Source organism: Pseudomonas sp. SBB6, from assembly GCF_024213215.1.
Classification (GTDB): Bacteria; Pseudomonadota; Gammaproteobacteria; order Pseudomonadales; family Pseudomonadaceae; genus Aquipseudomonas; species Aquipseudomonas donghuensis.
In genome coordinates this window covers 155,940-176,429 of sequence record NZ_JANAVH010000009.1, presented here as the reverse complement: position 1 = coordinate 176,429, position 20,490 = coordinate 155,940, and the positions used below count along the sequence as shown (strand labels likewise).

22 protein-coding genes are annotated in these 20,490 nt (G+C 56.5%); 13 read left to right on the top strand and 9 right to left on the bottom strand.

The genetic code is table 11. The features are described from left to right. Window positions 1–25: 25 nt before the first annotated feature. Window positions 26–334 (top strand): hypothetical protein, encoded by a 309-nt coding sequence (locus NLX68_RS18675; protein ID WP_254285181.1) that lies wholly within the window; start codon window positions 26–28, stop codon window positions 332–334. Here the strand turns inward: NLX68_RS18675 and NLX68_RS18670 are convergent. Further along, the gene (locus NLX68_RS18670) at window positions 293–1,195 is read right to left on the bottom strand and encodes a DMT family transporter (protein WP_254285180.1); all 903 of its coding nucleotides are present in this window, start codon (window positions 1,193–1,195) and stop codon (window positions 293–295) included. The two genes, NLX68_RS18675 and NLX68_RS18670, sit on opposite strands and share 42 nt — an antisense overlap. 97 nt (window positions 1,196–1,292) lie before the next feature. Between NLX68_RS18670 and NLX68_RS18665 the strand changes: the two genes are divergently transcribed. Further along, window positions 1,293–2,180, top strand: coding sequence for a LysR family transcriptional regulator (locus tag NLX68_RS18665; protein WP_254285179.1), 888 nt, complete (start codon window positions 1,293–1,295; stop codon window positions 2,178–2,180). Here the strand turns inward: NLX68_RS18665 and NLX68_RS18660 are convergent. Continuing rightward, window positions 2,161–2,775, bottom strand: coding sequence for a glutathione S-transferase family protein (locus tag NLX68_RS18660; protein WP_254285178.1), 615 nt, complete (start codon window positions 2,773–2,775; stop codon window positions 2,161–2,163). The genes NLX68_RS18665 and NLX68_RS18660 overlap by 20 nt on opposite strands. A 461-nt stretch (window positions 2,776–3,236) precedes the next feature. Here NLX68_RS18660 and NLX68_RS18655 point away from each other — a divergent pair, with 461 nt between their 5' ends. From NLX68_RS18655 to NLX68_RS18615, 9 genes are all read left to right on the top strand, one after another. Beyond that, a complete protein-coding gene (locus NLX68_RS18655) occupies window positions 3,237–3,968 on the top strand; it encodes an autoinducer binding domain-containing protein (protein ID WP_254285177.1) in 732 nt (243 codons plus the stop codon). A 272-nt stretch (window positions 3,969–4,240) separates the two neighbouring features. Beyond that, window positions 4,241–4,831 carry a cysteine hydrolase family protein gene (locus NLX68_RS18650; RefSeq protein ID WP_254285176.1) on the top strand — a complete coding sequence of 197 codons (591 nt, stop codon included), beginning with the start codon at window positions 4,241–4,243 and terminating at the stop codon, window positions 4,829–4,831. Between the two features lie 34 nt (window positions 4,832–4,865). Beyond that, on the top strand, window positions 4,866–5,918 hold the full coding sequence (gene hypE / locus NLX68_RS18645; protein WP_254285175.1) for a hydrogenase expression/formation protein HypE: 1,053 nt from the start codon (window positions 4,866–4,868) through the stop codon (window positions 5,916–5,918). Window positions 5,919–5,972: 54 nt separating this feature from the next. Next, window positions 5,973–8,273, top strand: a complete 2,301-nt coding sequence (gene hypF / locus NLX68_RS18640; protein WP_254285174.1) for a carbamoyltransferase HypF — start codon at window positions 5,973–5,975, stop codon at window positions 8,271–8,273. A 46-nt stretch (window positions 8,274–8,319) separates the two neighbouring features. After that, window positions 8,320–9,636: a lysine N(6)-hydroxylase/L-ornithine N(5)-oxygenase family protein gene (locus NLX68_RS18635; protein WP_254285173.1), complete on the top strand. Its 1,317-nt coding sequence runs from the start codon at window positions 8,320–8,322 to the stop codon at window positions 9,634–9,636. Next, window positions 9,626–9,955 (top strand): cupin domain-containing protein, encoded by a 330-nt coding sequence (locus tag NLX68_RS18630; protein WP_254285172.1) that lies wholly within the window; start codon window positions 9,626–9,628, stop codon window positions 9,953–9,955. The genes NLX68_RS18635 and NLX68_RS18630 overlap by 11 nt, the downstream gene beginning before the upstream one ends. Further along, entirely contained in the window at window positions 9,948–11,024 is a 1,077-nt protein-coding gene (locus tag NLX68_RS18625; protein WP_254285171.1) for an FAD-binding oxidoreductase, read from the top strand. Before NLX68_RS18630 ends, NLX68_RS18625 begins: the two co-directional genes overlap by 8 nt. Continuing rightward, entirely contained in the window at window positions 11,017–12,600 is a 1,584-nt protein-coding gene (locus tag NLX68_RS18620) for a class I tRNA ligase family protein (RefSeq protein ID WP_254285170.1), read from the top strand. Before NLX68_RS18625 ends, NLX68_RS18620 begins: the two co-directional genes overlap by 8 nt. Continuing rightward, window positions 12,597–13,487 carry a DMT family transporter gene (locus NLX68_RS18615; protein WP_254285169.1) on the top strand — a complete coding sequence of 297 codons (891 nt, stop codon included), beginning with the start codon at window positions 12,597–12,599 and terminating at the stop codon, window positions 13,485–13,487. Before NLX68_RS18620 ends, NLX68_RS18615 begins: the two co-directional genes overlap by 4 nt. Before the next feature lie 317 nt (window positions 13,488–13,804). Here NLX68_RS18615 and NLX68_RS18610 read toward each other — a convergent pair whose 3' ends face one another. After that, window positions 13,805–14,515, bottom strand: coding sequence for an XRE family transcriptional regulator (locus NLX68_RS18610; RefSeq protein ID WP_254285168.1), 711 nt, complete (start codon window positions 14,513–14,515; stop codon window positions 13,805–13,807). Between the two features lie 407 nt (window positions 14,516–14,922). Here NLX68_RS18610 and NLX68_RS18605 point away from each other — a divergent pair, with 407 nt between their 5' ends. Further along, on the top strand, window positions 14,923–15,210 hold the full coding sequence (locus tag NLX68_RS18605) for a hypothetical protein (protein WP_254285167.1): 288 nt from the start codon (window positions 14,923–14,925) through the stop codon (window positions 15,208–15,210). Further along, on the top strand, window positions 15,207–15,329 hold the full coding sequence (locus NLX68_RS26470; protein WP_302056252.1) for a hypothetical protein: 123 nt from the start codon (window positions 15,207–15,209) through the stop codon (window positions 15,327–15,329). The genes NLX68_RS18605 and NLX68_RS26470 overlap by 4 nt, the downstream gene beginning before the upstream one ends. A 53-nt stretch (window positions 15,330–15,382) precedes the next feature. Here the strand turns inward: NLX68_RS26470 and ppa are convergent, their stop codons facing one another. The 6 genes from ppa to NLX68_RS18575 all read right to left on the bottom strand — a co-directional run bounded on the left by ppa (window position 15,383) and on the right by NLX68_RS18575 (window position 20,471). Beyond that, entirely contained in the window at window positions 15,383–15,910 is a 528-nt protein-coding gene (ppa, locus tag NLX68_RS18600) for an inorganic diphosphatase (protein WP_007933577.1), read from the bottom strand. A 91-nt stretch (window positions 15,911–16,001) separates the two neighbouring features. After that, window positions 16,002–16,817 carry a zinc-dependent peptidase gene (locus NLX68_RS18595; protein WP_254285166.1) on the bottom strand — a complete coding sequence of 272 codons (816 nt, stop codon included), beginning with the start codon at window positions 16,815–16,817 and terminating at the stop codon, window positions 16,002–16,004. Between the two features lie 9 nt (window positions 16,818–16,826). Then, window positions 16,827–17,477 carry a DedA family protein gene (locus tag NLX68_RS18590; protein ID WP_254285165.1) on the bottom strand — a complete coding sequence of 217 codons (651 nt, stop codon included), beginning with the start codon at window positions 17,475–17,477 and terminating at the stop codon, window positions 16,827–16,829. Window positions 17,478–17,687: 210 nt separating this feature from the next. Further along, window positions 17,688–18,146, bottom strand: coding sequence for a GNAT family N-acetyltransferase (locus tag NLX68_RS18585; RefSeq protein ID WP_254285164.1), 459 nt, complete (start codon window positions 18,144–18,146; stop codon window positions 17,688–17,690). Between the two features lie 94 nt (window positions 18,147–18,240). Continuing rightward, the gene (eutC, locus tag NLX68_RS18580) at window positions 18,241–19,065 is read right to left on the bottom strand and encodes an ethanolamine ammonia-lyase subunit EutC (protein WP_254285163.1); all 825 of its coding nucleotides are present in this window, start codon (window positions 19,063–19,065) and stop codon (window positions 18,241–18,243) included. 11 nt (window positions 19,066–19,076) lie between these two features. Further along, complete coding sequence (locus NLX68_RS18575; RefSeq protein ID WP_010222876.1) at window positions 19,077–20,471, bottom strand: ethanolamine ammonia-lyase subunit EutB; 1,395 nt, start codon at window positions 20,469–20,471, stop codon at window positions 19,077–19,079. Between the last annotated feature and the right edge of the window lie 19 nt (window positions 20,472–20,490).

Sequence of the window (20,490 nt, the reverse complement as noted above, 5' to 3'; positions counted from 1 at the left end):
ACAAGGACGTGGTTGAGAGGGCAGCATGCTGAAGCTGCGGCTGAGAGAACGTTGGCAACGGTTGCAGATAAGCGGCAGCGATCAGGTGGTGATGCTGCTGCTTTCAGTGATGGTCGGTTTGTGCATCGCGGCGGCACTGTGGACAGCCAAGCCCAAGTCCGGCTGCATTCGTCTGGGCCGCGGTAACAGCGGGCCGATCAGTTGCGACCCGCAGGTCATTGCTGGTGAGGCGATGAACATCGTGCTGTTCGGTCTGCTGTTCGCTGCCCCGCTGCTCTATATGCTCGGCCTGCTACTGGTGCAATTGTTCAGGCCGTTGAATTCGCAGCCTTGATGGAATGTTCAATGCCAGCACACTGGTCAACACCACCACAGCTCCGGCTATCACCAGCAGCGAAGGCTGCTCACCGAGCAGAAAGGCCGCGATCAGCATGGCGCAGGGTGGTATCAGGTACAGCGCCATGGACGCCCGACTGACGTCCGAATGGCTCAGTACATAAGCCCAACCGAGGTACGCCAGGGCACTGGGAAACACGCCGAGCAGCAGTACCGCCAGGTTTGCCTGGGGCGCCGCCGCAGTCACTGCAGCGCCAAGGCCTGGCAGGTACACCAGCAACAACGCCGTGCCGGTCCACACGGTGTAACACACCATGGTCAGGCCGTCGTAACGATGACCGTGAAGCTTCTGCAGGGTGAAGTAGATACTCCACGACAGCGCGGCCAACAGCACCAGCAGGCCATGGGCGTCGAGCGCTCCTACTCCGTGATCACCTGCAACGACCATCGCTGCTCCGAGCATACCCAGCACCAGGCATCCCCAGTGCCAGGCGCTGACCTTCTGGCGCAGGACAAAACAGGTAATCAGTAGGCTGAACAAGGGCGTGGACTGCGCCAGCACACTGGACGCCCCGGCAGTGATTCCGCGCTGGCCAAAGTTGAGCGCCACATGGTGCAAAAACACTGCGAACAGCCCAAGCAGCATTAACAGCGGCAGGTCCTTGAGCCGTGGCAGGCTGATCCCGCGCCACACTGCGACAATCGCCATGAATACCGATGCCACGATAAACCGCGCCAGGGCCAGATGACCTGGGTCGTAACCTTGCAGGGCGATATGAATACCGGCGGGTGAGTACGCCCAGCACAACACCACGAACAGTGTCGCCAGGACGATTTTCAGGGATTGGGTGCGTGGCATTGAAAGTCGCTCCAGAGGCAGGGAGCTTTAGTATCAAAAAGGCCTCTACTCACCACAATCGACTTATACTGAACTGATCGTTCACTTTTGGTGATGTATGGAGTTGATGCAGATTCGCATGTTCAAGACGGTCTACGACACCGGCAGCATCGCCCGTGCCGCCGAGGTGTTGCACTACGTACCGTCGAACATCACCGCGCGGATCAAGGCACTGGAAGAGGAGCTGGGCGTGGCGCTGTTCTTTCGTCATGGGCGCGGCTTGAAGATCAGCCCGGCCGGCGAAACCTTCCTCGAATACGCCACCCAGATGCTCGCCCTGGCCGAAGCCTCCAAGGCCGCCTTGAGCCCGCAAGCCGTGCCCAGCGGACGCTTGCGCATCGGCGCCATCGAGTCCTCGGCCAGTGGCCGGCTCCCGCGATTGCTGGCCGAATACCATGCGCGTTTCCCGCAGGTATCACTGGAGCTGAGCACGGGCACCTGGTCGCAGCTGCTCGATGACGTGCTCAACCATCGGCTCGATGGGGCAATTGTCGCGGTCGAGGTCGAGCGGCCATTGCTCAAGCGCACGCCGATGTATCAGGAAGACCTGGTGCTGATCGCCCCCGAATCCCTGGGGCCGATCCGCAGCGCCGAAGACCTGCAGGGCAAGGCCATTTTCATGTGGCCGGAAGGTTGCCCTTATCGGGCCGCGCTGGAGCGCTGGCTGCTCGAGCAGGGGCAAAAGCTGCCGATTGTCGGCATTGCCAGCTATGGCGCCATCGTCAGTTGCGTGAGTGCGGGCGCCGGGGTGTCGCTGGTGCCCAGGGGCATCTTCGAGCAATACCGCAAAGGCGCCGGCTGGAGCGGCCATGAGTTCGCCGAACTCAAGGCCATCAGCAACGCTTTTTACTGGCATGCCCAGGCGGGACGGCATCCGGCGAGGGATGCCTTCGTACAGATGCTGCGCGAGGGGTTGGCGCCAGGCGCTATTCGATCGGGTACTTGAGCATTGCCGGATGCCCTTCAATCTTCTGCGCCAGGCGCTGCACGTGGGGATAGTCGCTGGCCGCAACCACCTCAGCGCATACGTACTGGGTGAATGACCAGGCCACTGCGGTGGTGATTTCCGCCTGGCTCAAGGGCAGGGTGGGGCACTTGGTCGGCTGTTCGGCGAGCAGCCCGTCGAGCTGCGCATACGCGGCCAGCAACTGCCCGGTCACCCGCTCCAGCCAGGGCGTATGCAGTTTCTCCTGCGGGCGCAGGTTGTGCTCGTAATAGATCTGCACCGACTTCTCACTGGCCGCCAGCGCCAGGCCGATCACCTGCAAATCGCTGGCGCGGGCCTGAGGTTCCTGCGCCAGGAGCTTTTTCGCCGGCGAGGCCAGGGCTTCGAAGTAATCCAGAATCAGCGTCGAATCCATCAACACCGTGCCATCGTCGAGGACCAGGCTGGGCGCCTTGACCACCGGGTTGATCGCGGCGAACTCGGCGAAATTGCGGAATACCGACAACGGCTGGTGTTCGAAAGTGATGCCGTACAGCTCCAGTGATACCGCGACGCGGCGGACGTAGGGGGAATCGAGCATGCCGATCAGTTTCATGAGGTCTCCATTTCAGAAAATTCCAGACTGGGTAGACAGTAGCTGAGGATTGGCCCTGCAACTCACGGCACCAGGTTTCGCCGCTCGCAGCCGTCCGGTCTTGGTCATCGTCTGGGAGCCAGGCAAGAAGCCGCTAGGTTAGTTGGTGTGTCTACAGCACTCTTAGTGGGTGTACATTTATATAAAGCATGTACATATCTTGTTGAAGTATATTGATTGTCGAAACCCGCGCGATATTGAGTCGGTGACGAACCAAAAAAGGCGCCGTGAATTTCATTTGCTTTGCTTTGGGGCGTTGGAGTATGGTCGCGATAAAATATTTCAGAGGGGGCGTTTCAGGTGTACGCGAACCAAGAATAAGGAATGATCGGGTTCGCAAGCATAACTTCCTGTCAGCCAACAGGGAGTGGCACCGTGAGAGTGCGTGACCCTTCGCAAAGGAACTAATAGGGTGAGCAAGGATGAGCGAGATGCAGGAAACGTATAGCTTCATGAAGTGGTGGAGGGATTTACTCGCAGAGATTAGTACCACGTCTAGCACGCAATGCGTATTGAGCGTGGTAGCACGTGAAGCCAGAGACTTGGATTTCGATTTCTACACGTTTGCTGTTAAACAGGGGACCCCGTTTACACAGCCGAAAACTGAAGTTAGAGGAAACTTTCCTGCTGCCTGGCTAGATCGATACCATGCCAAAAACTACAGTGCCGATGACCCAACTATTGCCTTGGGGTCCAGCGCGTCGAAATTTGTAGTGTGGAGCAGGGATGTAAAAGAGAAGAACCCGACGCTCTTTAGCGAAGCGGCGGAGTGGGGACTGAAATTCGGTGTAACGCTGACTGCCGTGGGCGCAGGGAATGCGCTTCGCATTTTATCGTTCGCCCGTAGAGAAGAAGATATCCAGGATGCACAAATTGCTGAGCTGGAGCTACGAATGAGTTGTGTGCTGGATGCACTGACTCGCCGGCTCAATGCGCTGGAAAGTGCTGGGGGGCGGGCACCGATAAGCTTGAGCTCCAGGGAAACAGAGATTTTGAAGTGGACGGCCGATGGGAAAAGTACCGATGAGGTTGCCGCAATATTGGAAATTTCTATCAATACAGTGAATTTCCATATAAAAAATATTCAGAAGAAATTTAGCGCCCGTAACAAGCTTTCAGCCGCTGCACAGGCGGCAGCGTTGAGGCTTATCTAGAGATTTTTACAGCAGCCCCTACCAGCTTTGGTAGGTTGTGCGACAACTTACTCTTGGCCATAGTGTTGTTGCACTGCTTGCGCTCAGCAGGTTGTTGTGAATAGCCGCTGCCCGGTCAGGGCATAGGCGGCATAACAAAAAAATCTCAGGTATTAATTTAATTGTATAGATCACAATGCAGGGCTGCGGTCGCTTGTGTCGCGTTACGCGCGGCTGTTGCCTGCACGGTCGGTATGTATAAGTAAATTTCTATCCTTGCCAAGGAATGTCGAATGAAAAAGCAAACTGTTGCAGTGTTGACCAATGATCTTCAGTACGATTTGGTGGAAAAAACCAATGAGCGGGTTGCTGCGGTCAAAGAAGCTACTGGAAAGTTTCAATCGTTTCTTGGCGACATGCGAGAGTTGGGTTGCCCTATCTTCCATCTGCAGTTGATCAATATGCCTGACGATCCGAACATCGAGTTGCACCAAGGCCGGATGCTCGCGGCCAAGGGGTCGAAAGGTGCGGAAGTAATGGCAGAGTTTGTTGCCGAAGGTGACGTCATTGTCGAGAAAAACAAAGACAGCGGTTTTTATGAAACGGCACTTGAAGGGCTGTTGAAAGAGCACGGTATCGAGACAGTGGTGATTACCGGCATGCAGACGCAGATCTGTGTTCAGACCACTGCCGCAGACGCCTTCTTCAGGGGTTACAACGTCTGGGTGCCTGAGGATTGTGTGGTGTCGGCTCGGTCGGAAGACAAGATCCGCTCCCTCGACTGGATGGCGGGCTACTGCGCCACTGTTGCTACCGGTCCAGAGATTGTCGCGAGGCTGAGTAAAGGTGAGGCGCTCCCTCGCATGTCCAGCGTGACGCCATAAGTCGCTTTTAACACAACTGCGCAAGGAGCCCTCTGTGAGCAAGATCATTAACGATTCGATCAATACTGCCGTCGTGTCAGACGTTACTGAAATCCAGTTGGACCATGGGACAGGTGCCAAGCTTAGCCGCGAATTAGTAGGCCTGATCGTGGATGAGTTGGGTGATGTCTATATTGGAAAAATGGAGGACAGTGCGGTATTGGATTTGGATTGCACGCGGATTGCCGTCACGACAGATTCTTTCGTTGTGGCCCCTTATATTTTCGGCAATGGAGATATAGGTAAAATCGCAGTGTGCGGAACAGTTAATGATCTTGCTGTTGTCGGGGCGACCCCCGTCTATTTGACACTCGCGCTGATTCTTGAAGTCGGATTCCCTATCGTCGATCTCAAGAAAATACTCCGTTCCATTCGACGCTGCGCATTAGAAGCGGGCGTCAAGATTGTCGCCGGTGATACAAAGGTTGTGGGTAAAGGGGAAGCTGACGGAATATTTATAAATACGACCGGCGTCGGGGTTGTAAAAAGCCGGGCGCTGCAGATGAGTGCAGTGAAACCGGGGGATAATATTATTGTCAGCGGCTTTTTGGGTAACCATACAGTACACCTGTTGTCAATTCGCGAAGGCTTGGGATTTGAGACGCGAGTGCTCAGTGATTGTGCCGTATTGAACAATGCTATTGCCTCTTTGATGTCGGCAACGAAGGTCGGGGCCGTCAGATCCATGCGAGATGTTACCCGTGGTGGGCTGTCAGCCGTTCTGCATGAATATGCGGCAGTGTTGAACAGGACAATAGTGTTTGAAGAGCGTTTATTGCCTATACAGCATGAGACGTTGATGGCCACTGATATGCTGGGTGTGAACCCGCTGAACCTGGCCAATGAAGGCTGCTTGTGCATTTTTGTGAGCCCGGAAGAAACGGCTGCCGTGATGGAGGTCCTAAAAGGTATTAATGAAACTTGCCATGCGTCGGTAATTGGTCGGGTCACTGATGTGAAGGGTAGCAAAGTCCAGATGCTCACCAGCAGTGGTAATCAGGTTGAAATAGAAGAGTTGATAGGCGCCGAGTTGCCAAGGCTTTGCTAAGTGCTGTAAGCAACAGATGGATTTGGATGTGCTTGATTCGATAGGGATAATAATATGAATCTACAGCGTTGGCTCATCCGGGTAACAGGTGTTGTTCAAGGGGTGGGGTATCGGCCATTTGTTTATAAACTGGCTAGTCGTTCAGGTGTGCTTGGATCTGTTTGGAACGATCAGGCCGGTGTAGTGATCGATGCCGTAGGTCCTGCGGCTACGTTGCAGGCCTTCAAAGTGTGCTTGAAGTTGAACGCTCCACCTTTGGCGGTCATTGATTCGGTTTCATACGTTGAGTCTACGTTTGAAGAGCTACCCGAAGGTTTCACGATCGCCGCATCCGTCAAGTCTACGGAGGTCAGTTCCTGGGTTGCTCCAGACTATGATGTGTGTGAGGAATGCTTGCAGGAAATGCGTGATCCAAGTGATCGTCGTTATCGCTATCCGTTTATCAACTGCACGAACTGCGGGCCAAGGTATTCAATTATCCGCAGCATGCCCTACGATCGTATAAAGACGACAATGTGCACGTTCACGATGTGCCGTGATTGCGAACGAGAATACCTTGATCCGGCGAGTCGTCGATTTCACGCTCAGCCTGTTGCGTGTCCGGACTGTGGCCCGGAGGTTGAACTTCTGGATGCCAGCGGATCCCTGCTTCACAGAAATGAAGCAATTGTCGAAGCCCGTCGCTTGCTGGCTGGCGGGAAGATACTCGGTGTTAAAAGTATCGGCGGATTTCATCTGGCGGTTTGTGCCAGCGATGAGGGGGCCGTCAAGCTACTCAGGAAAAGAAAAAAGCGTGACTCCAAACCTTTCGCAGTGATGGTTCGGGACGTCGAGACGGCAAGAGCATGGGCTGACGTCTCTGAGCAAGAGGCTGCCGTATTGACGAGCTCCGCACGGCCCATTGTATTGCTGCGAAAAAGAACCAGCACGGTGGCTGAGGCTATTGCGCCAAGAAACCCCATGATTGGCTTGATGTTGCCTTCCGCTCCCTTGCATTACCTTCTTTTAGAGGATCCCGCGCTCGATGCGCTGGTCATGACCAGCGCGAACCTTTCGGGCAGGCCCATCTGTTATGAAAACCACGAAGCACTTGGCTTGTTGCAGGGCGTGGCGGATTGTCTCTTGGTGCATAACCGCGACATACAGCGTCGTGTCGACGATTCGGTTGTCAGAGTTAGCCAGGTAAAGGACTGGAAAGAGCCCCTGTTGACCTTTTTCCGCAGATCCCGCGGGTACGCACCGTTTCCGGTATCGATGGCGCTAGAGGGGAAAAGCGTTCTGGCCTATGGCGCAGAACTGAAAACCACCATCGCGGTTTCCAAGCAGCAGCAGGTGTTTTTGAGTCAGCATATCGGCGACTTGAAGAACCCCCTGACGCTCGCCGCTCACGAACAATGCGCGAACGATCTTTGTCAGCTCAACGACGTGCGCCCTGCGCTGATTGCGTGCGATATGCATCCTCTTTTTAGTGCAACCCGTAGTGCGATGGCCAATACCGAACTTCCTGTGATGCAAGTCCAACATCATCATGCACATATGGCATCGTGCATGGCCGAAAACAATCTTGCGGGTTTGACGCTGGGGGTCATTTTTGATGGGACCGGCTACGGTACCGACGGTACCATCTGGGGGGCTGAGTTTCTCTTGGGGGACTATGCCGCTGTACGTCGAGTAGCCACTATCAGGCCGTTGAAACTGCTCGGTGGAGACGCGGCGGTAAAAGATCCCAGTCGGGTGGCGGTAGCTTTGCTCTGTGATGCGTTTGACAGCCTTGATGACATTGTAAGCTGCGATCTTTTTCAGCGCTTGGGGGCTGAAAGACTAAGGGTCTACGAGGTGATGTATCGTCGAAATGTCAACAGCATCAGCTGTACCAGCATGGGGCGATTGTTTGACGGCGTCGCCAGCCTGATCGGTGTGTGCGATACCGCCGAGTACGAAGCACAAGGTCCTATAGAACTGGAAGGTCTCCTGGAACGTAGTCATTCCCTGGCGCCTTGCTATAGCTACGGACTGGTCCATTCAGAGAACGGTCTGATAACGATTGATTACAGAGAGATGATTCGCCAGATCGTCACTGACCTGGCTGAGGGTATTTGTCGCACGCGCATCAGCCGAAAGTTTCATTCCACGGTGGTCGACATGATCAGCACTGTTGGTGAAGCGCTGACAGGGCGCTTCCACACCCGCCAGATTGTGTTGAGTGGCGGCGTCTTTTTGAACGAGTTTCTAATGCTCAACGCTTATCAAGAATTGAAGGCGCTCGGGCTCAATCCCTACGTGCATAAAAAGTTACCGCCCAACGATGCTGGAATTTCATACGGGCAGATTGCGGTGGCCACAGCGTCCCTGTAGCCATGACCGAGCAAAACGTCAATATTCTCTAAAGTCAGGTGATAGTATGCAATCGATCGGCACTGTTTGGGATATCGTGGGTGTCGGCTTGGGCCCTTCAAACCTCAGTTTGAGTGCGTTAATCAATGGTTCCACCCATGCCGTTAAATTGAAAGCAGTGTTTTTTGAAAGGCAAAGCGATTTTCAGTGGCACTCAGGCATGATGTTCTCTGACGTGTCCATGCAAACCTCCTTCATGAAAGACCTAGTGACGTTGGTCGATCCGTCGAATCGCTATTCGTTCCTTATGTATTTGCAGCGAATTGGAGCGCTGTATCATTTCTTAAATACAGATCGAGGAAAGCTGACTCGGCAAGAGTTTCATCGCTATTGTAAGTGGGTGGTGGAACAGTTGCCTTGGTGTAATTTCAGTGAGTCAGTCGTTCGCATTGATCATGTAAAGGACGGCTTCAGGGTCGAAACAAGTCGGCGCGCGATTCTCGCCAAAAATGTCGTTGTTGGTACTGGCCGTACGGTTAATATTCCCGATCTGTTCAAACCCTACCTGGGCCATAAAGTATTTCATTCGTCAACCTATTCATTTCGCCGTGCTTCGCTGGGCTGCACCGATGCTGTCTGCATTATTGGCGGGGGGCAAAGCGGGGCTGAAATTCTTCTTGATTTGCTCAGGATGGACAAGCCGCCGAAGGAGATTCACTGGTTGTCGAGGCGGAGTATATTTGCCCCGCTTGATGAGTCTCCGTTTGTGAATGAATTGTTTTCCCCTGGGTATGTTCAACATTTTTTCAATGCCCCGGAACCTCAACGCGACCGACTTCTGGTAGAGCAAAAACTTGCCAGTGATGGTATTTCGCCAGATACCCTCAAGGAGATATATAAGGCGATCTACTTAAATAACTTTATGCAACACACCCGTAGTGAGGTGCGCCTGATACCCTCCAGCACTTTGGATCACGTGCTGCAGGAGAATGGAAAGTATCGGCTGGGTTATCGTTACTCCAACGGTGACCGGGGGGCGCTTGCCGCTGATTATGTGGTTCTCGCGACCGGCTATAAAACTCCGGATTTCGAATTTTTGAAACCTGTTGACACGTTGCTCCTTCGAGAACACTCGGGGTACTGCGTCAATGATGATTATTCGATAAAGACCCATCGGCCGATGGTGCATAAGCTCTATTTGCAGAATGCCGCGAAGCATACCCATGGCGTGGCTGATCCAAATTTGAGCCTTCTTGCATGGCGCAGCGCAAGTATCATCAACAGTATTGCTGGTGTTAGTGTTTTCGATACGTCTACCGCTGACAGCTTCATGGCCTGGGGCGGTTTGGCCATGCAGGAGGATAGGCGCTCTCATGTTCAATAAAAAAATTCTCTCCGCAATTTCGCTACGCCGGCAGCTTATTCGTGAAAATGGCATGCTGATCGTTGAGCATGAATTGAAAAACCGATGTGGTTTTGGTTTTTTTATCGTTTCATCTGGGCATACGACGGGCCTTGATACGCATCAGGTCCGTGAGCTTTGGCTTGTGCTTTCAGGGCAAGGCCGTTTGTCCAGAGGCAATGACCAATATGACGTTTCGCCTGGCTCCGTATTCGCCTTCTCACCTTTTCAAGAACACCAACTCTTTGCGTCTAAAGGCCAGGCTGTGACGGTCTTCAACATTTGGTGGCACGATGACTAAAAAGTGGGATCTTATTGTTGTCGGTGCGGGGATCATTGGCGTAACGATCGCATGGATGGCGCGAAAATTTCATCATAAAAATGTTTTACTGATTGAGCAGAAACTCGCCAGTCAAGGGGCCACAGCTTATGCCCTGGCACTGCGTACACCTTACTTTGAATCGGCTACAATGCAGGCGTTGGTGGCCAAGTCTAAAAAGATTTACGAAGAGAACATTGACGTCCTGCCTGACAGTGCCCCTGCCCGTGTGCCTTCATTCTGGGTCATTCAGGAAGCGGCCCAAGATACGCTTACACGCAGGCTCGCCAGCGATCGGTTGCAGGTGGCATCGCGCGCCAGGCAGGAAGAGTTGCTCAGGTATCTGCCAGGCTTGCAAGTCGGTCGAGACGAACGACTGATGTACGATCCCGAAGACACCGTGGGTTCGCCGATTAAAACCTCAGACATCCTTATTCGTGATTTCCTGCATGAGGGTGGGGTCATTATTGAAGGTGTACGCTACACCTCATGTCTGGAGCGTTCTTGGGGTGTTAACGTTGTGCTTTCAGACGGCACATGCTTATCGGCAACCCACGTCGTTGTTGCCACTGGGCCGTGGATGGCCAGTGAGTTTGCTTCGTATACGTTTCCACCAGTGCGCAGTAAGAAAATTGTCGCGTTTCATATTGATGAAGCGCCCCAACAGGGAAGCCCCATGGTTCAATGGCTGGAGGATGATGTCTTCCTCGCTCCTGACTATGCCAGAAACAGATATTTGCTATCGATATGTAGCCAAGAGTGGAATGTTATTCCCGATGATTCCAGGTTGTCTATTTCTGAGACGGAAGCGGCCTATGCACGGCGTTTTTTAAGTCAGTATTTTCCACGTCTCATGAACACTATCAGCGGCGGGCGAGTTTTTTGCGATGGCTATTCGCGAAGCTCCGCCCCCTATGTCTCTCGCGATCCATTTACCAAGGGCGTCTATTATGCGGGGGCTGCGGGAGGTGCTGGTTATCGCCTGGCTCCTGCCATAGCCGACGATGTATTAACGCTGCTGGGGACAGGGAGTCTAGTCGCTCATGCCTAACCGATATCTTATTGTTCCAAGTCCGCCAACCCCCAACGGACGGCTTCACTTGGGGCATATGGCCGGCGTTTACCTGCCGCTCGACATTTTCACGCGAACGCTACGTCAACATGGACAGACTGTCTTTTTTGTCGGCAGTACCGATGCGTATGACTCCTATGTGTCATTGCTTCACAGGGATGAGCAAGAGCGTAAACGGCGCGTACTGGATCTGCATGCCGGTATCGCGCAGGATTTGGAGTTGTTGTCCATCGACATGGATGAGTTTGCCTGTCCCCTGAGCTCGGAATGGCATGAGCTCTATGTTCAGACTCAGACAAAGGTATTCAATACCCTGGCGGCCTTGGGCAAAGTACAGGCGATTACTGAGTCCTATCTTGAGGATGTTGAAACAGGGTCTATTTGTAGTGGCGCGCGGCTCAGTGGGCATTGTCCACACTGTTCTGCCAGCGTATGTGGTTTCATCTGCGAGGGCTGTGGCGCGATCAATTCGCCAGAGCATTTGATCAATCCTTCGGCGCTCGGTGGTAAACCGACGATTGAGCGGCAGCATACTTCTCGGTTTCTTAAACTGTCCTATGACACCCGTGATTATTTGCGCAAGCGCATTGCCCAGCGCTTAACTTCCCGTCCGCTTGCCGATACCCCCCTGTGGTTTCTAGCGCAGCAAGATGCGCTGGTCAGGTTGACCCATGCTGGTGATTACGGTTTGCGCCTGGAAGGATTTTCAACGTCGGAAAAAATATTCAATTATTCTGGCTTTGCGGATTATATTTTTGCAGGTGAGTTATACAAGAAACTGACAGGGGATCAGGTAAACCCCTTTGAGCGGGCGAGCGATTTTGTCACTGTCGGGATGTGTGGATTTGATAATGTACTCAGCGCATTGGTCTTTGAGTCCGCCGTCGCACAGGAGTCGCTGACCTGGAAGTGTATCGATCACCCGATCGTTTCCGGCTTTCTGACTTTTGAGGGATTGAAGTTTTCAACCAGTAGACAACATGGTATCTGGGGTCATGAGCTGCTGCGTTGCAAAACGGTGGATCGTGATGTTTTAAGGTACTACCTGGCCAGCCTCTGCGTAGAACCGAGTACCCGAGATTTCTCGGTAGATCGGTACATTGAGTTCAATAACATCGGGGCAGGGCGAGCTTTATACAACAGTATTCAGCGTGCGCACGAATACCTCGCTACGGGAGGCGTCGTTGCGTCCGTGCAGGTTGATTGTCCCGCCAGTCTGGCGCAGCTATTTTTTGTGCCTTGGTGCAATGAAAATCTTAATGACTTTAGCGTCTCTTCGGTTGTTCAAGGCATCGAGCGCTGGGTGGCGCAGCAGGACGTGCTGATGACCGATCAGCACGGTGCGTTGATTTATTTGTATGGGCTGGCGACACTTGCTTATCCGCTACTGCCTGGTGTGGCTGAGGCTTTATGGACTCGTCTTGGTCTCACGGGGCTGCCAACACTCACGCAGCCTCTGCCAGTACTCTGTTACCGCGGTGAGGTGTTGTCGTTGCCACTGCTCGAAAAAGCGGATATCGCCTTTTCCATACACCAAATGCAGGATGCAGAATGAAAATCTCAGCCACCACCCAGGCTACGTTGGCCATGGCAATTCTTTGTTTGATGGATCCGTTTGTAAAAAGCCTTGCGACGCGATACCCGGTGCTGGAAATTGCATTTTTCCGATTTGCCGGAGGCTTGTTGATCAGTGTGTTGCTGGCACTGTATTTTCGTCCGTCGTGGCCCGATAAGCAGTCCTTTGTTACCAATGGTGCGCGTTCGGTATTGGTGGCGATTTCAGTATTAACGCTGTTCTACTCACTGAAGCTTCTTCCCATTGCCACGGCTGTTGCCGTGTCCTTTATCTCGCCGGTGGTTATCGTGGTCCTGGCGGTCCTGGTGCTGGGTGAGCGTTTGACTGCGCGAATTCTGCTGGCATTGGTGCTCGGGATTTCTGGTTTGCTGATGATCTTAGGCAACTCCATTTTGGGTGTTGAGTCTACGACGGCGGCATGGATAGGCGTGGCGGCAGGGATTGTTTCTGCGGTGGCTTATGCCATTTCCATGATCATCCTGCGTTCCAGAGCTACCCGGGATCCGATCGTGACCATTATCATTTTTCAGAATCTCACACCAACCTTACTGTTGCTGATTCCATGCCTGCTGTGGGGGTGGGTAACGCCTGACTACAAAGATCTTCTGATGTTTCTTTGTGTCGGGGTTCTTGGCGCTTCCGGCCACTTTTTGCTGGCCCAGGCCTTTAGCAGGGCGAACGCTTCGAAACTGGCGCCGGTTGAATACACGGCACTCGTTTGGGGTGTTTTTTATGGTTTTGTTTTCTTTAATGAGTGGCCGCAGATCATCACAATCATCGGGGCTGCGGCGATTTTGCTGGGCGTGATCACGCTAAATCACAGCGCGCCCGAGCCTCTGCCGGTCAATTCGGGATCCACTGACTAGGTGTGAGCGCCATAAAACAAGGAGATGGCTTACGTCCCTGAAATAGCTGGATTATCAGCTGGGCTCTGGAAAGGGATAGGGTAATTTCAGACAATTAAAAAGCCGGCTTGTGGCCGGCTTCCGGGGACGGGCTTGGCTAATTTTTGGTAAGCCGCAACCGCCTTAAAATCGTTGCCCCGGCGCTGGGGCCGGGAGGTGGCGGGCAAGCGGTGGGGTGCCGCGCCAGGGCCGCGGGCGAGCTGGGCCGCCGGGCTAAATGTGCGGCGTAGCATACTGGGATTGGCCGGCGATGCCCAGCAAAAAATCTTCGCCAACGCTCAAGCCGGGCGGCTGTCGCGCAGGTGGCCCCACCAGAACACCCAGCCGAGCACTTCCAAATGCTGGGTCTTGAGTTGCGCCGGGCTGTAGGTTTCGGTCGGGTATTCGTCGCTGTCCTGGCTGTGCAGGCGCAAGGCGCCGTTGGCGCGACGGCTGAGGCTGTTGATGCGCAGGCGGCCATTGTGCAGCAGGGCGTAGATCTCGCCGTCGACCACGCGGGTGAGGCGGCGGTCGACGGCCAGGGTGGTGCCGCGCGGTAGCAGCGGGCTCATGTTGTGCCCGGGCACGCTCAGGCACAGGGCATCGCCAGGGTCGACCCCCAGGGCGTCGAGGGCGCGGATGGGCAGGCGCAGGTAGCGGTCATCAACAGCTTTTAACTGGCGGGCCTGGACGCTGTAGAACGGCAGTTGGATGTCGTTGTGGTTGTGCGCCGCCAACAGGCTGGCATCGGGGCCTTCGACACCCGGGCGGGCCGCCTGGCTGTTGAGGCGCGGCAAGGGGTTGGGGTGTTTGGGGCCTTCGCCGTTGCGCAGCCAACGGCTACGCACGCACAACAGTTCGGCGATTTCATCCAGGCGGGCCAAGGGCACGCCGCGCTTGAACCAGTTGTTGACGTGCTGCGGCGTGACCTTGCGTTGCGCGGCAAAGTCGGAGGGGGACAGGTTGCACTCGCTCAGGAGCACTTTGAGACGATCGCCAGATGTATTCATGAGGCCCGAGTTTAGTGGGCTTGCAGCGCCTGGGCTATAAACGCGAGGTTCATTTTGAAGGCGGGAAATTGTCTGGCTTACAGGCGTTTGCCTAGGCTGGCGTAAGAGGTTTCTTGGCAAAAAAATCCACTTGGATGGTGTTCGGAACTATCCTACGCACGCTGCTGCCTTTTCACTGTTGTTATATAGGTGCTACAGGGCTAGTTTCCTCGGGTCGCTACGTTGGCGACCGGGTGTGAGAGCTCGAGTAGATAGTAGAAGCAGCTAGTTATGGCAGCTGTGCGCGGGCAGACCTCGGTCTGGCCGGGTTTCCTATGTCTACCGGTCTCTCACCCCGCGTACGGCTGCCACCCTAATCCTGTGAGAGGGATGCGGAGGTAGCTCCTGATAGATATAGGAGGTACGTCATGAAGAAGATCGTCCCCGACCCACCGTATTCCGATGTATCCCGCAACAACATCACCACCCCCTACTTCGCCATCCACAGCGACCTGATCCCTCCTGACTCCCTGGCTTTTGCCAGCGAACTGCTGCGCGGTATCCACGACACTACCGACGAATTCTGCCGAGCCCACGCCAATGAACCCGGCCAGGGCATGTTGGTGAATGTGTTGCATTCGGCCGAGATGGCCAGGGCGTTGGTCGAGCATGCGCTGAGCAAGCTGCAGGCCGTGGAAGAGGGAGTCGTGGCATGAACGAGGATGCGTACGACGAGACGGTAGGTGTCGCAAGCTTTATCAGCAGCCAGCAATTGCCCATCGGTCGATCGCCGGCTGTCGCCAGCTCCCACAGGGATTTGTGGGGCAGTGATTGAGGTGTACACAAACAAAAAGCCCCGCAGGTGCGGGGCTTTTTGTCGAGGGTCGCTTAGCCTTTGTAAGCTGCAACCGACTTGGTGATCGCGGCGCGAGCGGCATCAGCGCCATCCCAGCCTTCGATCTTGACCCACTTGCCTTTCTCGAGATCTTTGTAGTTCGCGAAGAAGTGCTCGATCTGCTGGATCAGCAGGGCAGGCAGGTCGGTGTATTCTTTGACGTCGACGTACAGTTGCGACAGTTTGTCGTGCGGTACGGCGATGACTTTGGCGTCGCCGCCGCCATCGTCGGTCATGTTCAGGATGCCGACCGGACGGGCGCGGATTACCGAGCCTGGGGCAACCGGGTACGGCGTCACGACCAGCACGTCGAGGGGATCACCGTCGTCGGCCAGGGTGTTGGGGATGTAGCCGTAGTTGGCCGGGTAGAACATCGGGGTGGCCATGAAACGGTCAACGAACAGGCAGTCGCTGTCCTTGTCGATCTCGTATTTGATCGGCGCGTGGTTGGCTGGAATCTCGATGGCGACGTAGATGTCGTTCGGCAGGTCTTTGCCAGCCGGAATCTTGCTGTAGCTCATTGGGCAGTGCCCCCATGTTTGGCCAAAAATTGGTCGCGATTATAGGCACATTCCGCTGCGCTTGCCACGCCCGCCCGGATGTCCGGCTGGCTCAGTCCTGGGGCTGCCGGTAATGCGGGTGATGGCGCTGCAACTGCTGCAGGCGGGCGAGCGGGTCCTGGCGGTAAAAGCCGCGCAGTTGCTGGTACACCGCGGGGTAGGCGTCGTTGAGCAGGTCGGGAGCGCTAAAGAAGTATTCGCTGGTCACCGCAAAGAACTCCGCCGGGTTTTCCGCGGCATAGGGGTCGATGGCGGTCTCGGCGTCGGGGTTGCGGTCAAGCTGGCGGTTGAGGTCGTCAAAGGCCTCCTGCATGGCCTGGGCCCAGTCGCTGACGCGTAAATCGCTGTGCAGTGGCGGCAGACCGTTGGCATCGCCATTGAGCATGTCGAGCTTGTGCGCCAGTTCGTGAATCACCAGGTTGTAGCCTTCCCAGCCCCCACTGGCCTGCACCCCCGGCCAGGCCAGGATCACCGGGCCCTGCTGCCAGGCTTCGCCACTGTGCTCACCGTCCCACTCGTGTTCGATACCACTGGCGTCGCGATGGCGCTGGGGGCTGAGGAAGTCGTCGGGGTAGAGGATGATCTCGTGGAAACCCTGGTACCAGTTCAGCTCGCCCAGGTGCAGCAGCGGCAGTTGCGCCTGGGCGGCGAGAAACAGCCGCTGCTCGCCGTCCAGCTCGACCCCGGGCAGGGCGCTGAGGTGTTTGTCGTGCAGGAACAGTACGCAGGCTTCACGCAGCCACTGGTCTTCTTCGTCGCTGAGGCCATCGAGCATCGGCAGGCGCTCGCGCACCCGCTGCCAGCGCTGCGGGTCGAGCGGGTGTCGGGCCAGGGTGCGGCGACGGCGCCAGGCGCGGAGCGACCACATAGGCCGGGCTTAGTGAACCTTGGCTTCGTTGCGGTTCATGCGGCTGCGCACTACGCCAATGATCATCGGCACCAGCGACAGCAGGATGATGGCGACGATCATCAGCGACAGGTTCTGCTTGATGAACGGCACGTTGCCGAAGAAATAGCCGAGGGTCACCAGGCCGCCCACCCAGAGCACGGTACCGGCGACGCTGAAGCCGAGAAAGCGCGGGTAGTGCATTTTCGCGATGCCGGCGACGAACGGCGCGAAGGTCCGCAGGATCGGCAGAAAGCGCGCCAGGGTCACGGTCTTGCCGCCATGGCGTTCGTAGAAATCGTGGGTCTGCTGCAGGTAGTCGCGGCGGAAGATCTTCGAGTTGGGGTTGCGGAACAAGCGTTCGCCCGCCGTTCGGCCAATCACGTAGTTGGTGCTATCGCCGAGGATGGCTGCGGCCATCAGCAGGCCGCCGAGCAGGACCGGGTCCATGCCGCCGCCAGCAGCGACGGCGCCGGCGATGAACAGCAGGGAGTCACCCGGCAGGAACGGCATGACGACCAGACCGGTCTCGCAAAAGATCACCAGGAACAGGATCGCGTAGATCCACGGGCCGTAGTTGTTGACCAACAGGTCCAGGTAGGCATCGAGATGCAGAATTAGGTCCAGCGGGTTGAAATCCATGTACAGCACCTGTGTTCTTGACCCGAGGGACGGGCTTGCGATGGCTGGCAGTGCGAATGCGGACGGTCGCTACCCGGGAGATGGGTAAAGTTTCACACACAATGAAGAGGCGCATTATACGGCTACGAACAGATTGTGCCTGCGCAGTTTGTAGCGGCGGATGTCGAATGGATGTGAACGGCAGGCGCGGCGCCTGCCGTTGCGCCCGGATCAGTCCGAGGTGATTGGCAGGATGTAGTTCTCGAATTCGGTGTCTTTGCGAAAGCCGATGGATTCGTAGGTTTTCATCGCCACTTCGTTGTCGCTGCTGGTAGACACCCGCAGGCGCACGGCGTTGGTTTCCTTGGCCAGCTTCTTGGCTGCGCGCATCAGGTGGTCGGCCACCAGCATGCGCCGGGAGTCTTCGGCGACATAGATGTCGTTGAGGATCCACACGCGCTTGAGCGACAGCGACGAAAAACTCGGGTAGAGCTGGCAGAAGCCCATCAGTTTGCCGTCGTCATCGTCCGGCAGGGCCAGGTAGATGATCGACTCGCCACGTTCCAGGCGTTTTTCCAGGAATGAGCGCGAGGAGTCCGGGTAAGGCAGTTGGCCGTAGAACTCGCGGTATCTGACGAACAGCGGGACCAGCATGTCCAGGTGTTCCAGGGTTGCTTGGATGATTCGCATAAGCAGGCCTCAGAGTCCATGGGAGTTTACGGCGAGTCGCCGACAGCCTTGGTAGATGCTGCCTGAAAGCAATTAGAAAACGCAATCTAGGATCTCAAGGTTTACTCAGCAGGAAGTTTCCGCTTTTCGGCGCATCGCTGTCTGACTCAAGGGTTTGCACCTGGGCTTCATCCTTCAGGTTGACCCCCGACAACTGCCGCCGACAGGCTTCGCGCATCAGGTACAACAGGCGATGGGCGGCCATGCCGTAGCTCAGGCCTTCCAGGCGCACGTTGGAAATGCAGTTGCGGTAGGCATCGGTGAGGCCGACCTTGGGGTTGTAGGTGAAATACAGCCCGAGGCTGTCCGGCGAGCTCAGGCCTGGGCGTTCGCCGATCAGGATCACGGTCATCTTGGCCCCGAGCAGTTCGCCCACTTCATCGGCAACCGCCACCCGGCCTTGCTCCACCAATACCACCGGTGAGGTCGACCAGCCGTCGGCGGCGCTCTGTTCTTCCAGGCGGGCGAGGAACGGCAGGGTATGGCGGTGTACGGCCAGGGCCGAGAGGCCGTCGGCGACGACGATGGCCAGGTCAACGCCGCCGGGGGTGGCCTGGGCATGCTCGCGCAGCCGTTGTGCTGAATCTTCGTGCAGCCGGCGCCCCAGATCGGGGCGTTGCAGGTAGCTGTGGCGATCGGCGGCGGCACTGTGCAGCAACAGGCTGTCACGCCCGTGTGCGCTCAGCTGCTCGCGCAGGCCGACGTGGTCGAAGGCCAGGTGCACGGCATCGCGGGCCTGGGCGTGGGCGAACTGGAAGTCGAGCTGAGCGCCAGTGGGCAGGCTGGTGCCGGTGCGGCCCAGGGCAATGCGCGCCGGGGTCAGGCGGCGCAATTCCAACCAGGGATTGCTGCTGTTGTCGTGTTGGGGAGTGTTGGCCATAGTCGACTCGCTTATCCCAGTTGCGCCAGGGCCTGGCGGAAGGCCGGTGGCAGGTTGTCACCAAAACGCACCCGGCCGTCGGCCTGGGTGAAAATACCCATGCGCGCCAGCCAGGCCTCGAATTCCGGCGCAGGCTTGAGGCCCAGGGTCTGGCGGGCGTAGAGCGCATCGTGGAACGAGGTGGTCTGGTAGTTGAGCATGATGTCGTCGGAGCCGGGGATGCCCATGATGAAGTTGATCCCGGCGACACCCAGCAGGGTCAGGAGCATGTCCATGTCATCCTGGTCGGCTTCGGCGTGGTTGGTGTAGCAGATGTCGCAACCCATGGGCACGCCGAGCAGCTTGCCGCAGAAGTGATCCTCAAGCCCGGCGCGGATGATCTGCTTGCCGTTGTAGAGGTATTCCGGGCCGATGAAGCCGACCACGGTGTTGACCAGAAACGGCTTGAAGTGGCGGGCCACGGCATACGCGCGGGTTTCGCAGGTTTGTTGGTCGACGCCATGGTGGGCATTGGCCGACAGGGCGCTGCCCTGGCCGGTCTCGAAGTACATCAGGTTCTGCCCGAGGGTGCCGCGGTTGAGGCTAAGACCTGCGTCGTAGCCTTCCTTGAGCACATTGAGGTTGATGCCGAAGCTGGCGTTGGCCGCCTCGGTGCCGGCAATCGACTGGAACACCAGGTCCAGCGGCACGCCACGGTTGATCGCCTCGATCGAGGTGGTCACGTGGGTCAGCACGCAGGCCTGGGTCGGGATGTCGTAGCGCTGGATGATGGCGTCGAGCATCTCCAGCAGCGCGCAGATCGAGGCGATGCTGTCGGTGGCCGGGTTGATGCCGATCATGGCATCGCCGTTGCCGTATAGCAGGCCGTCGAGAATGCTTGCGGCAATGCCCGCCGGCTCATCGGTGGGGTGGTTGGGCTGCAGGCGGGTCGACAGGCGCCCGCGCAGGCCCATGGTGCCGCGAAAACGGGTGACCACGCGGATTTTCTGCGCCACCAGCACCAGGTCTTGGACGCGCATGATTTTCGAGACCGCCGCGGCCATTTCCGGGGTCAGGCCCGGGGCCAATGCACGCAGGCTGTGTTCATCGGCGGCTTCGCTGAGCAGCCAGTCGCGCAGCCCGCCCACGGTCAGGTGGCTGACGGCGGCAAAGGCGCTGGCATCATGGGTGTCGATGATCAGCCGGGTGACTTCATCGTCTTCGTAAGGGATCAGCGCTTCGCTCAAGAAGTGCTTGAGCGGGATATCGGCCAGGGCCATTTGCGCCGCTACCCGTTCGCCATCGTTGCTGGCGGCGACGCCGGCGAGAAAGTCACCCGAGCGCGCCGGGCTGGCTTTGGCCATGACTTCCTTGAGGCTGTCGAAACGGTAGGTCTGGTTGCCTGCCGTGTGTACAAAACTTGCCATACAGACTCTCCAGAACGCC

Bases quoted from the DNA above. Each gene is read 5' to 3' on its own strand.
- NLX68_RS18675 (WP_254285181.1), top strand. From the start codon at position 26: ATGCTGAAGCTGCGGCTGAGAGAACGTTGGCAACGGTTGCAGATAAGC.
- NLX68_RS18670 (WP_254285180.1), bottom strand. From the start codon at position 1,195: ATGCCACGCACCCAATCCCTGAAAATCGTCCTGGCGACACTGTTCGTG.
- NLX68_RS18665 (WP_254285179.1), top strand. From the start codon at position 1,293: ATGGAGTTGATGCAGATTCGCATGTTCAAGACGGTCTACGACACCGGC.
- NLX68_RS18660 (WP_254285178.1), bottom strand. From the start codon at position 2,775: ATGAAACTGATCGGCATGCTCGATTCCCCCTACGTCCGCCGCGTCGCG.
- NLX68_RS18655 (WP_254285177.1), top strand. From the start codon at position 3,237: ATGAGCGAGATGCAGGAAACGTATAGCTTCATGAAGTGGTGGAGGGAT.
- NLX68_RS18650 (WP_254285176.1), top strand. From the start codon at position 4,241: ATGAAAAAGCAAACTGTTGCAGTGTTGACCAATGATCTTCAGTACGAT.
- hypF (WP_254285174.1), top strand. From the start codon at position 5,973: ATGAATCTACAGCGTTGGCTCATCCGGGTAACAGGTGTTGTTCAAGGG.
- NLX68_RS18635 (WP_254285173.1), top strand. From the start codon at position 8,320: ATGCAATCGATCGGCACTGTTTGGGATATCGTGGGTGTCGGCTTGGGC.
- NLX68_RS18630 (WP_254285172.1), top strand. From the start codon at position 9,626: ATGTTCAATAAAAAAATTCTCTCCGCAATTTCGCTACGCCGGCAGCTT.
- NLX68_RS18625 (WP_254285171.1), top strand. From the start codon at position 9,948: ATGACTAAAAAGTGGGATCTTATTGTTGTCGGTGCGGGGATCATTGGC.
- NLX68_RS18620 (WP_254285170.1), top strand. From the start codon at position 11,017: ATGCCTAACCGATATCTTATTGTTCCAAGTCCGCCAACCCCCAACGGA.
- NLX68_RS18615 (WP_254285169.1), top strand. From the start codon at position 12,597: ATGAAAATCTCAGCCACCACCCAGGCTACGTTGGCCATGGCAATTCTT.
- NLX68_RS18610 (WP_254285168.1), bottom strand. From the start codon at position 14,515: ATGAATACATCTGGCGATCGTCTCAAAGTGCTCCTGAGCGAGTGCAAC.
- NLX68_RS18605 (WP_254285167.1), top strand. From the start codon at position 14,923: ATGAAGAAGATCGTCCCCGACCCACCGTATTCCGATGTATCCCGCAAC.
- NLX68_RS26470 (WP_302056252.1), top strand. From the start codon at position 15,207: ATGAACGAGGATGCGTACGACGAGACGGTAGGTGTCGCAAGCTTTATC.
- ppa (WP_007933577.1), bottom strand. From the start codon at position 15,910: ATGAGCTACAGCAAGATTCCGGCTGGCAAAGACCTGCCGAACGACATC.
- NLX68_RS18595 (WP_254285166.1), bottom strand. From the start codon at position 16,817: ATGTGGTCGCTCCGCGCCTGGCGCCGTCGCCGCACCCTGGCCCGACAC.
- NLX68_RS18590 (WP_254285165.1), bottom strand. From the start codon at position 17,477: ATGGATTTCAACCCGCTGGACCTAATTCTGCATCTCGATGCCTACCTG.
- NLX68_RS18585 (WP_254285164.1), bottom strand. From the start codon at position 18,146: ATGCGAATCATCCAAGCAACCCTGGAACACCTGGACATGCTGGTCCCG.
- eutC (WP_254285163.1), bottom strand. From the start codon at position 19,065: ATGGCCAACACTCCCCAACACGACAACAGCAGCAATCCCTGGTTGGAA.
- NLX68_RS18575 (WP_010222876.1), bottom strand. From the start codon at position 20,471: ATGGCAAGTTTTGTACACACGGCAGGCAACCAGACCTACCGTTTCGAC.